8 protein-coding genes are annotated in these 10794 nt (G+C 64.6%); 5 read left to right on the forward strand and 3 right to left on the reverse strand.

The features are described from left to right. Positions 1 to 25: 25 nt before the first annotated feature. Entirely contained in the window at positions 26 to 778 is a 753-nt protein-coding gene (locus IVB26_RS34160; RefSeq protein WP_247969351.1) for a sulfite exporter TauE/SafE family protein, read from the forward strand. A 118-nt stretch (positions 779 to 896) separates the two neighbouring features. On the opposite strand, the gene IVB26_RS34165 is transcribed toward IVB26_RS34160, so the two are convergent. Further along, complete coding sequence (locus tag IVB26_RS34165; protein ID WP_247969352.1) at positions 897 to 1529, reverse strand: LysE family translocator; 633 nt, start codon at positions 1527 to 1529, stop codon at positions 897 to 899. Between the two features lie 222 nt (positions 1530 to 1751). Between IVB26_RS34165 and IVB26_RS34170 the strand changes: the two genes are divergently transcribed. Both IVB26_RS34170 and IVB26_RS34175 read left to right on the forward strand, forming a co-directional pair. Continuing rightward, the gene (locus IVB26_RS34170) at positions 1752 to 3548 is read left to right on the forward strand and encodes an adenylate/guanylate cyclase domain-containing protein (RefSeq protein ID WP_247969353.1); all 1797 of its coding nucleotides are present in this window, start codon (positions 1752 to 1754) and stop codon (positions 3546 to 3548) included. Between the two features lie 230 nt (positions 3549 to 3778). Then, entirely contained in the window at positions 3779 to 6550 is a 2772-nt protein-coding gene (locus tag IVB26_RS34175; protein ID WP_247969354.1) for a di-heme-cytochrome C peroxidase, read from the forward strand. Positions 6551 to 6686: 136 nt separating this feature from the next. Here the strand turns inward: IVB26_RS34175 and IVB26_RS34180 are convergent, their stop codons facing one another. Then, positions 6687 to 7634 (reverse strand): alpha/beta fold hydrolase, encoded by a 948-nt coding sequence (locus tag IVB26_RS34180; RefSeq protein WP_247969355.1) that lies wholly within the window; start codon positions 7632 to 7634, stop codon positions 6687 to 6689. A gap of 219 nt (positions 7635 to 7853) precedes the next feature. Between IVB26_RS34180 and IVB26_RS34185 the strand changes: the two genes are divergently transcribed. Further along, complete coding sequence (locus IVB26_RS34185; RefSeq protein ID WP_246926073.1) at positions 7854 to 8321, forward strand: Hsp20 family protein; 468 nt, start codon at positions 7854 to 7856, stop codon at positions 8319 to 8321. A gap of 281 nt (positions 8322 to 8602) precedes the next feature. Continuing rightward, on the forward strand, positions 8603 to 9373 hold the full coding sequence (locus IVB26_RS34190; RefSeq protein WP_247969356.1) for an alpha/beta fold hydrolase: 771 nt from the start codon (positions 8603 to 8605) through the stop codon (positions 9371 to 9373). A gap of 244 nt (positions 9374 to 9617) precedes the next feature. On the opposite strand, the gene IVB26_RS34195 is transcribed toward IVB26_RS34190, so the two are convergent. Further along, positions 9618 to 10412 carry a hypothetical protein gene (locus tag IVB26_RS34195; protein ID WP_247969357.1) on the reverse strand — a complete coding sequence of 265 codons (795 nt, stop codon included), beginning with the start codon at positions 10410 to 10412 and terminating at the stop codon, positions 9618 to 9620. Positions 10413 to 10794 lie beyond the last annotated feature (382 nt).

Below are 10794 nucleotides of genomic sequence, written 5' to 3' on the forward strand. Positions count from 1 at the left end.
GCGCGGCTTCGGTCAATGTGCAGACATGATCGACCCGCTTCTCATCGTCATCGCCGCCGTCTTCCTGCTCGCCGGATTCGTCAAGGGCGTGGTCGGGCTCGGCCTGCCCACGGTATCCATGGGCCTGCTCGCGGTGAGCATGGCCCCGAGCCGCGCCATCGCCATCGTGATCGTGCCCGCCATCGTCACCAATATCTGGCAGACCTTCGTCGGCCCGTATTTGCGCGACATCCTGAGGCGGCTATGGCCGCTGATGATCGGCACCGTGATCGGCTGCTGGCTCAATGCCGGCGCGCTGACCGGCCCGCATGCGCGCTATGGCACGATCGTGCTCGGCGTGCTGCTGATCATCTATGCCGTGATCGGTCTGAACAAGTTCCAGTTCCGCGTCGCGCCTGAGAACGAGAAATGGGTCGGCGGCGTGGTCGGTGTCGTCACCGGCGTGATCTCGGCCTCGACCGGGGTGCAGGTGATCCCCTCGATGCCGTTCATGCAGGCGATCGGCATGGAGAAGGACGAGCTGGTGCAGGCGCTCGGCGTGTTCTTCACGACTGCGACGCTGGCACTCGCCTTCAACCTCACCGCCGGCGGATTGTTGACGCCAGCCAATACCGTGCCGGGCGCCGTGGGCCTTGCCATGGCCTTTGCCGGCATGTTCATCGGCCAGTCGGTGCGGGCGCGGATGCCGGCCGAAGCGTTCCGCCGCTGGTTCCTGATCGCGATGATTTTGCTGGGCCTCTATCTCGCCGGCAGCGCGCTGGTGAAGGAGTTCGCCTGAAGAATCGTAGGGTGGGCAAAGCGAAGCGTGCCCACGCATTTTTTGTGACCGAGAGAGGTGGTGGGCACGGCGCAAGTGCGCCTTCCCACCCTACGCATCCGTCATCCGTTCGAATGAGTTACCGCGTCTCCAGCATGGCGACGCGGATACCGAGATAGATGAAGAGGCCGCCGAGCGCGCGGTTGACCCAGGCGATCGCGCCCTCCGACTTGCGCAGCCGGTGCGCGGCTTTGGCCGCAAACGCCGCCAGCACCAGGCACCACAGCGTTCCCGTTGAGATGAAGATCAGGCCGAGCGTCAGGAAGGCGAGCGGCTTGTGTGGGGAATCGGCTGCGACGAATTGCGGCAGGAAGGCCAGGAAGAACAGCGCGACCTTGGGATTGAGCGCATTGGTGAAGACACCCTGGAGGAACACCCGCCGCAGCGAGCTCCGCACCGGCTCGTCGATGGCTGAGGCCAGCACCGGGCGCGACCACAGCATCTGGAGCCCGGTCACGACGAGATAGGCCGCGCCGACCAGCTTCAGGATCGAGAACGCGGTCGAGGAAGCCATCAGCAGGGCCGAAAGGCCGATCGCAGCGCCCGCGACGTGGAAAAAGCAGCCGCAACTGATGCCGAATGCGGCCGCGGCACCGCCCCGCCAGCCCATCTGCATGCTGCGGCCGATGACGTAGACGGAATCAGGCCCCGGCGTGATGTTGAGCAACACACCCGACAGGATGAAGAGCCAGATTTCGTGAATGCCCAGCATGCGAGGTACCCCTGCCGCCGTCCGGGCGGTCGCAATTCCGATTAATCGGTTCGCCCCTCCCCGTCCACCGTCAGGATTGCTTGGGATTTACCTCGAATTTGCAATGCGGATCATACTTCCGCTCGGCCTCATCTGCTTTATAAAGGCAGGGTTCTTGAAATGCGGGATTCGAGGCGACTGCCACGTCGTGGCCGGTCCGCCCTCCCTTGGAGCTCCGAGGATATGGAAAGACGTCTGGCCGCCATTGTCTGCGCCGATGTCGCCGGCTATTCGCGCATGATGGGCAGCGACGAAGCCGGCACCCATGCCGCCTTCAAGGCCCATCGCAGCGCGATCCACCCCATTATCCTCAATCACGGCGGTCGCGTCGTCAAAAACACCGGCGACGGCTTCCTGCTGGAGTTCCCCTCGATCGTCGGCGCCACCGAGGCCGCGATCGCGATGCAGACGCTGATGGCGGAGCGTAACCACCATCTGCCGGCCGATCGCGCCATGCAATTCCGGCTCGGCATCCACATGGGCGACGTCATCGCCGACGAGGACGAGGTCTTCGGTGACGATGTCAACATTGCCGTCCGCCTGGAATCGGTGGCGAGCCCCGGCGGCTTCGCGATTTCGGCCAAGGCCTATCGCGAGGCGAGCAAGCATCTCACCGCGCTGCTGACCGATGCCGGCAACCATCGCTTCAAGAACATCAAGGATGCGGTCGGGGTCTGGACCTGGACGCCTGAGGGCGCACCGGCGCTCGCACCCGAGCTGAGAGAGGCATCCACCCTCTCGCAACAGTATCGCACCGCGATCGTCGGCGTGCTGCCCTTCGCCAATCTCAGTGATGCCCAGGACGAATATTTCTCCGACGGCCTCACCGAGGATCTGATCCACGCGCTGTCGCTGCAATCTTTCTATCGCGTGCTGAGCCGCAACTCCACATTCGCCTTCAAGGGCAAGAACACCAGCACGCGCCTGATCGCGCGCGAGATCGACGCCACCTATCTGATCCAGGGCTCGGTGCGGCGCGCCGGCGCCAAGATCCGCGTCACCGCCGAGCTGATCGCACCGGAGACCGGCGAGCAGCTCTGGACCGGCCGCTACGATCGCGACATCGGCGACCTCTTCGCGATGCAGGACGAGATCACCACCAACCTGTCCGCTGCCATCGCCACCGAGATCGTCCGGGCCGAGGCCTCGGCGCCGGCGCGCCTGAGCACCGACGTGAGCGCCTGGGACCGCTTCCTCAAGGGCCTGTCGCATTATTACCGGCAGACCAAGGAAGACCTGGCCGCCGCCGTCGACCTGTTCCGGGAGGCCATCCGGCTCGATCCCAAACTGTCGATCGCGCATGCCTATCTCGCCACGATCCAGATCCAGAGCATCCAGTTCGGCTGGGTCAAAGGCACGCGGGAGATGTGGGCCGAAGCGATGAACCTCGCTGAAACCAGCGTCCGGCTCGACCCGCGCTCCTCCTTCGCGTTTTCGATCTTGTCCTGGGCTCACGGCATGGAGGGGCACTACGAGGCCGCGATGGACGCCGCCAAGCGTGCGGTCGCGCTCAACCCCTACGACAACGGCGCGCGCGGCGTGCTGGGCATCTGCCATTTCATCATCGGCGAGCACCGCGAGGCGATCGAGCTGTTCTCGATGGCGGTGCAGCGTGACAACAGCGACCCGCGCTACCAATGGGCGGCGCTGAACGCCTTCAGTCACTACCTGTTACGCCAATATGACGCGACCCTGTCATGGGCCCGCGAACAGCTCTACATCAACCCGAACCACATGCAGGCGCTGGCGATCCGTGCCGCGGCATTGGCTCAGATGGGACGGAGTGGCGAGGCGAGCGAGGCCGTCGGCGTGCTGATGGGGAACTATCCAACGCTGAATGTCGACAGGCACTTGCGCAACTTCCACTGGAAGCGGCCTGAGGACCTCGCCCATTACCGCGAGGGGCTGCTGAAGGCCGGCGTGCCGCTCGGCAAGCTGACCCTGGTGCAGAGCGACGTCAAACGCGCCGCCGAGTCCTGAACGGCGGCCGTGGGCGCTCTTGGCAGCCAGGGCTCTTGGCAGTCAGGGCTCTTGGCATCCCCTGATTGGTCCCCTGGCAAATCCGCACCGGCTATTGTTGACACGACAGTGAATTCGGCCACACTTCGCTACACGCTGAAGTAGTATCACCTGCTGTCGGTTTGTTAGGACTTTCCGCGCTCTAACAGCGCGCCTGCGCATTTCGATTCGCTGTTTTCAGGATTTGGGCCATGCATCATCCCGCTTCGAAGCCGCCCTTCGATCCCTCGATCCCGGTCTCGCCGAACAATCCCTGTCCGTTCCTGCGCGGCCTCGTCGGTGAAGGTTTCGTCGAGGGCGGGACCGTCCCGCTCAACACGCTCTCGCAGACCATCGCGAATGCGACCGGCGAGACGGGGCTGAAGAAGATCTCGGCCCGCATCCAGGTCCGCGGCGTTGCGCTCATCGCCAACGGTATCGGTCACATTCTGAAGAGCATCTGGTCGGGCGCGCAGCTCGACGCGCTGCGCGGTGGTCCGCTCGACAAGCGCGGCGCCGGCTCGCGCATCCTCAGCGTCGACGGCAAGGTCAACGAGGACGAGATCGCGCGGCTCGCGAGCTTCGGCCGGACCTACACCGACCCGAACACCGGCAGCAGCGAGCCCGGCCTCAACGCTGCGGAAATCAAGACCTTCATCCGCGACAACCTCAAGCGCGCAGGCAACGCCGCACGCTGGTACTACAAGCTGCTGATGAAGTTCGAATGGCCCATCCTCTTGAAGATCATCGGCAAGGGCAAGAATGACGAGGAGCGTTATCTCAGCGTGGCCGACGTGCGCACGCTGTTCAACGAGCGCAGATTCCCCGACCGTATCAACCAGCGGATATTGTCGCAGCCGCTGCTGTCGGCATGCCACCTCCGCTTTCGCTGGGCAGTCGCGCTGACGGCGTTCGTCATCGGCCTTGGCCTCGTCGCACTGGTGGCCGTCGCCGAATTCCCCAACCAGGTCCGCGCCATGCTGCCGCAGAAGGGGATCCTCGTGAATCTTCTGCCGCCGCCCTTGCCTGCGGTCCCGGAGACGAAGGCCGCCTTCTGGCTCGAGCAGAACTGGTCGCTGAAGGACCGGCACTGGTTCCATCATGCCAGCCAGGGCACCGCGACCTTCCCGGTGCCCTACGAATGGTTCATGGCGCTGGAGCAGCCGCGGCTTCATCTGCTCTCAAAGCCGGGCATGATGAAGGACAGCGCCTATCTCGAAGGCTTCGGCTTCATCCCGAGCCCGCAGTCGATCCAGACCGACACGACGACACTGCGCCGCTTCGGCTACGCCAATGTCTATGAGACGACGCAGGTGCCGGACTGGTCGACCAGGTGGACGCCGGCGGAGAACGTCGACGGCCTGCCGGTCGGCTTCGCGCGGATGACCGGCGTCGTCGAACCCGCGACCGACCGTCGCGAGGAGGACAAGATCGGGCTGACCTGCGCGGCCTGCCACACCGGCCAAATCCATTACCAGGGCGTGGACATCCGCTTCGACGGCGGTCCGGCCATGACCGACCTGAAGAAGCTGGAGCTCTCCACCGGCCTCTCGATCGCCTACACGCTGTACGTGCCGTTCCGCTTCCAGCGCTTCGCCGATCGCGTGCTCGGCCCCGAGGCCAGCAAGACGGACCGCGCCGCGCTCAAGCAGAAGCTCAGTGCGATCGGCACGTTCCTGATCGACTGGGCGAAAACCCAGCAACAGACGATTGAAGGCAAGAAGACCTGGAACGGCAGGCAGCAGCAGGACACAGAGGAAGGTTTCGGCCGCCTCGACGCGCTCAACCGTATCGGCAACCAGGTCTTCTCGCAGGATCTCGCGCTCAGCGGGGTCAAGGGATTCGAGAAGAATCTGCACGCCCAGGACGCCCCGGTCAGCTACCCCCCGATCTGGACCGTGCCCTGGTTCAAGTTCGCCCAATACGACGCCTCGATCGAGCAGCCGTTGATCCGCAATGCCGGCGAAGCGCTCGGCGTGACCGCGCTCCTCAACCTGTCCGACGCCTATCCGGAGGAAAGGCTGTGGCGGTCCTCGGTCCACGTCAGGACACTCGGCTGGATCGAGGACATGCTGAGAGGCCCCGATCCGTTCAAGCCGGCCGATCCTTCCACCGGTCCGAAGTTCGGCGGCCTGCTCGCGCCGAAATGGCCTTCGCAGATCCTCGGCGATGCATGGCGGCTGAAGCCCGATCGCGTCGAGCGCGGCCGCACCATCTACGCCGAGATGTGCTCCGGATGCCACCTGCCGGCCATCGACACTCCCGCCTTCTGGTCATCGAAGCATTGGGAGCCGAACGGCGACAGCAAGGTCCTGAACGCGGTGACGATCCCCCTCGACGAGATCAAGACGGACCCCGAACAGTCGCTCGTTCTCAGCAAGAGGATCGTCGATGTGCCCGGCTTCCTGAAGGTGAATACGGCTGATCTCCAGACATGGTGGCAATGCGACATTCCGACCGCGAGCACCTCGCCCAACGAGATGGTCTATGCGCTCGGCCTCATGACGGTGGTCGACCTCGTCGCCCGCAAATGGATGGACGACGAGAAGGTCTCGGACGCCGAACGAGCGAAACTGTGGAATCTCGCGCGCAAGAACTGTCTCAATCCGGCGCCTGATCCGCGCTATCGCGCGCGGCCGCTGAACGGCATCTGGGCCACGGCGCCTTACCTGCACAACGGTTCGGTGCCCTCGTTGTATTGGCTGCTGAAGCCGGCGAGTGAGCGCCCGCAAAAATTCTGCATGGGCCGCCGCGACTATGACCCTGACACCGTAGGCTTTGCGGTGACCGCGGACGAGAAATGCAAGACGGGCGAAACGCAGTTCTCGGCGGGGTCAGAGAAGGATCCGATCCAGGGCAACAGCGTGCTCGGCCATTCATTCGAGCGCAAGGACGGCGAGCCGAAACGCCCCGGCGTGATCGGCCGCGTGTTCAAGGACGATGCCGAGCGCTACGATTTGATCGAATATCTGAAGACGCTGTAGCTCGCGACCCGTACTTCGTCATTGCGAGCGAAGCGAAGCAATCCGGACTGTCTCCGCGGAAGCAGCCTGGATTACTTCGTCGCCAGGGCTCCTCGCAATGACGGGGAACGAGGACTCTCTCGTCGTCACTGCCCTCTCACTTGAACAGCGGCGTGCCCGGCACGAAGGCGTCGAAGGCGGCCCAGAACTGGAAGCGGTAGCGATCCTGTTCCTGGAGGATCTCGTGCTTGGCGCCGGCGATCACTAGATGGGAGCCGGCGCGCAAGTGATAGGCGAATTCCTCGATCGCCGCGGTGGAGACCACGGCGTCGTTGGAGGCCGCCAGCATCAGGATCGGTTGGCGGATCTGCGAGGGGTAGTTCACGCCCTTGAACGTATTCATCGCGCGGAACGCGGTATCGGCCCAGGCCACGGTCGGTGACGCCAGCCCGAGCGTCGGATCCTCCTCCAGGATCGCGGCATTGCGTGCATAGCGCACCGGATCGCTGGTCACGGGATTGTTGATGAAGGGATCGAGCCCGGTGAGCCGGTCGCTGCCCCCGGGGACGTAACGGCCGCCCTGCCCGAGCAGACGCATCGTCTTCAGCAATGCACGCACCGGAAACGAGGTGGTGCGGCCGGGCAGGTCGATCATCGGCGCCGACAGCACCATACGGTCGAACCAGCGCTTGCCCGCATGCGCCACCCGCAGCATCACCGTGCCGCCCATGGAGTGGGCCAGTGCGAAGAACGGTGGCGGGCAATCCGGCAGCACCACCTGCTGCACGAAGGCCTCGACGTCGACCTCGAAATCGGAGAAATCGCGCACATAGCCCTTGCGCGGATCGCGCAGGCGGCGCGAGGAATGGCCCTGCCCGCGCCAGTCGATCATCGCCACCGCAAAGCCGCGGTCGCGCAGATCGCGCACGGTCTCGAAATATTTCTCGATCTGCTCGCTGCGTCCGGTGAAGACGCAGACGGTGCCCTTGCGGCCCGCCGGCGGCGCCCAGCGCGCAAAGCGCAGCTCGGCGCCATCGGGCGTCTTGATGGTGCCGCTGACGACGTTTTCGGGAACGGGATTGGACGGGATCGAGACCAGCGTCATGATTGGAGGTGCTTGGGCGCGAAGTGCTGCAAAACAAGGGGCCAAAGCGCCGAAAAGGCGCAAATGCCGCCCTCTTGAACGCCGTCTCGTTCCACCCATATCATCTTCGTGCAGGCCGCTACCAGTGTTTCGGAACCGGAACATCAGGCTGCACACAGACTAAAGCCCGGCCCGATTGGCGGGCGGGTTACCAACAGTCGCTCAATGGAGGACTTGACCATGCGTAGCTACGATCTCACTCCGTTCTATCGTTCCACCGTCGGCTTCGACCGCCTCTTCAGCCTGCTCGACCAGGCCGGTTCGGACGGCAGCCCCGGTTATCCCCCCTACAACATCGAGCGTACCGGCGAGAACGCCTACCGCATCACCGTTGCGGTCTCGGGGTTCGCCAGGGATGAGCTCTCCATCGTCGCGAAGGAAAATACGCTGACGATCAAGGGCGAGAAGGTCGCCAACGAGAACTCGAAGTCCGAAGTGCTCTACCGCGGCATCGCCGCGCGTGCTTTCGAGCGCGCCTTCCAGCTCGCCGACTTCGTGCAGGTGAAGGACGCCTCGCTCGAGAACGGGTTGCTTCACGTCGATCTCGTCCGCGAGATTCCCGAGGCGAAGAAACCCCGCCAGATTGCGATCAACACCGGCGCACCGAAGGCGCAGGTGATCGAGAACTCGGCCGCCCAAGCCGCCTAAGCAGCACGCGACTTCCAGGTTGAGAAAACGCCCCGGTGCCCCGGGGCGTTTTTTGTCGTTGCCTCGCGAAAACGCCCGCGAGCAGCCGGCTGGTTTTCGGTTGAACTGGAAATACAGGGTTGAGTCTGTCGTTCTACGTTACCGCCCACACTCGGACCTTGCTTACGCGTCTCGTGCGCGCCCGATCAGGACGTTTGTCACGGATGAGTGACCAAGCGTAACGCCGCCGCCCCGGGCACCGTCCTTTGGACATCGAACACAAAATGAGACGGAGAACGATCATGACACTTTGGCGCAGCCTTTTCGTCGCCGCGAGCCTGCTGGTGGCCCCTCTCAGCCTCGCTCACGCACAGACGCCGCAGACCGTGAAGGCGACCAACGTCGTGCTGGTGCACGGCGCCTGGGCCGACGGCTCGAGCTGGTCGGAGGTGATCCCGATCCTCCAGGCCGCGGGCCTGCATGTGACGGCCGTGCAGAATCCGCTGTCGTCGCTTGCCGACTCCGTCGAGGCAACCAAGCGCGCGCTGGCCGAGCAGGATGGTCCCACGGTGCTGGTCGCGCATTCCTGGGGCGGCACCGTGATAAGCCAGGTCGGCACCGACCCGAAGGTCACCGGCCTTGTCTATATCGCCGCCCGCGCGCCCGATGCGAACGAGGATTTCGTCGCACTGTCCAAGCAGTTTCCCGCAGGCCCGGCCCGCGCCGGTATCGTCGAGCGCGACGGCACCACCAAGCTCTCGGAGGACGCCTTCCTGAAGTACTTTGCCAATGGCGTGAAGCCGGAGCAGGCGAAGGAGCTCTACGCAGTGCAATGGCCGACGGCGACCTCGATCTTCGCCGGCCGCACCACAGAGGCGGCGTGGCACGCCAAGCCGAACTGGTACGCGGTGTCGAAGAACGACTACACCATCAATCCCGACCTCGAACGCTTCCTCGCCAAGCGCATGAACGCCACCACCATCGAGCTCGATGCCGGCCACCTCTCGCTGGTGTCGCATCCGAAGGAGGTGGCGAATTTGATCCTGGAAGCGGCGGGGTATCCGCGGAGCTGAGCGGCGATCGCTTTCGTGCAAAAGGCGCCCGAGATTTTCGGGCGCTTTTTGTTGTGCTCTACTTTCTCCCCTAGGTCGTCCCCGCGAACGCGGGGACCCATAACCCCAGGGAGCAGTTTGGCGAAGGCTAGTGGTCCGGTACTAGCTCCTCATCCCCACCGATAGATCACGCGGTATCGATCCCTGCGTTCACAGGGATGACAGCGTTGGGTGTGGCTGGCGCCGTCGCTCCAAACTCGCCTCGCTAATCCAGCCCCTGTGCCGCCGGCATGTCCTGCGTCGGCAGGATCGTCGGAGCCGGCTTGGCTTGGCCGACGGTCGGTGCGGCGGCCTGAGGTGCCGCCTCCACCGGCTTCGCCTGCGCGGCAGCGGTCTGCTGCGCTGGTTGAGCCTGCGGTGCTTGAGCCTGCGGTGCTTGGGCCTGCTGCGTCGCAGGCTCGGCCGGCTTCGCAGTCGCGGCCGGCGTCTCGGCGCGGTGCGGAGCGGCCTTCGGCAGCGGCACGGTGCGACTGGCGACATGCGGGATCGGGGCCGGCGGGCGCGGCGGGCCGCCTCGGACCATCGTCGGCGCCGGCAACGCGCTTTGCGGGCGGTAAGGCGCCACCGCGGGCTCCTCGAAGGTCGGCGCCATGCCATAGGCGTCAGCGGCCGGCATAAAACGGATGATCCGCCCGTCGCGGGCATCGATCACGAGCCGGCCGTCGTCGCCGCGGCGGTCGATCACCGCGATGGTGTAGACGCTGCCGCGCAGGCGCGGGATGCCGAGCGGCGAGAAGCCGTTGTCGCGCAGCACTGCGTAGACCTCGGTGGCCGGCAGCAGCGCCGGTGCCGGCGCCCGCTCTTCGTAGCCGTAACCGTAGCCTTGGCCGTAACGCGGCGGCGGTGGCGGCGCGACTTCCGAGGGCGCATAGGGTCCGTCGAAATCCGACACCGCGATCGTGGCCCCTCCCGCAATACCGCTCGCCGGAACCTGCGCCTCGGCAGTGGTTGCAGCCAGCGCCAGCGTGGCAGCAGCCACACATCCTGTGAAAAACTTCATGGTCGACACGCTCCTGTCAGGCCCTGGATGACTTGCGCTCTTTCGCTTCTTGCGGCGTGGCGCGCCTTCCGAAGGGTTGATCCGAAGCTTCATTTGGGATTTCGGCGCCCGCAGGGCCGGATCAGGGCGCGTTTGCTTCAAAACAGGGGCTGCGCAACTTTTGGAAAGCGATTGATTGACATATCGGGAATCGGGACTTCCGCGCGCTTGTGTGCTAGACAAAAATTTGGCAATGTGATGGTTAGGACAGGAAGACTGTCTCAATTTTACCTGCGGTTCCGGCACAGGGATTGCAGCGAAAACTGGCACTTTCGAGCGCCGGCAAGGTACCAGGCAAAGCCGTTCTCGGGGACGAAGAACGCCTAGGCCTGAATTTAAGAAA

Origin of the sequence: Bradyrhizobium sp. 195, assembly GCF_023101665.1 — a bacterium.
Classification (GTDB): Bacteria; Pseudomonadota; Alphaproteobacteria; order Rhizobiales; family Xanthobacteraceae; genus Bradyrhizobium.

Bases quoted from the DNA above. Each gene is read 5' to 3' on its own strand.
- IVB26_RS34180 (WP_247969355.1), bottom strand. From the start codon at position 7,634: ATGACGCTGGTCTCGATCCCGTCCAATCCCGTTCCCGAAAACGTCGTC.
- IVB26_RS34175 (WP_247969354.1), top strand. From the start codon at position 3,779: ATGCATCATCCCGCTTCGAAGCCGCCCTTCGATCCCTCGATCCCGGTC.
- IVB26_RS34160 (WP_247969351.1), top strand. From the start codon at position 26: ATGATCGACCCGCTTCTCATCGTCATCGCCGCCGTCTTCCTGCTCGCC.
- IVB26_RS34165 (WP_247969352.1), bottom strand. From the start codon at position 1,529: ATGCTGGGCATTCACGAAATCTGGCTCTTCATCCTGTCGGGTGTGTTG.
- IVB26_RS34195 (WP_247969357.1), bottom strand. From the start codon at position 10,412: ATGAAGTTTTTCACAGGATGTGTGGCTGCTGCCACGCTGGCGCTGGCT.
- IVB26_RS34190 (WP_247969356.1), top strand. From the start codon at position 8,603: ATGACACTTTGGCGCAGCCTTTTCGTCGCCGCGAGCCTGCTGGTGGCC.
- IVB26_RS34170 (WP_247969353.1), top strand. From the start codon at position 1,752: ATGGAAAGACGTCTGGCCGCCATTGTCTGCGCCGATGTCGCCGGCTAT.
- IVB26_RS34185 (WP_246926073.1), top strand. From the start codon at position 7,854: ATGCGTAGCTACGATCTCACTCCGTTCTATCGTTCCACCGTCGGCTTC.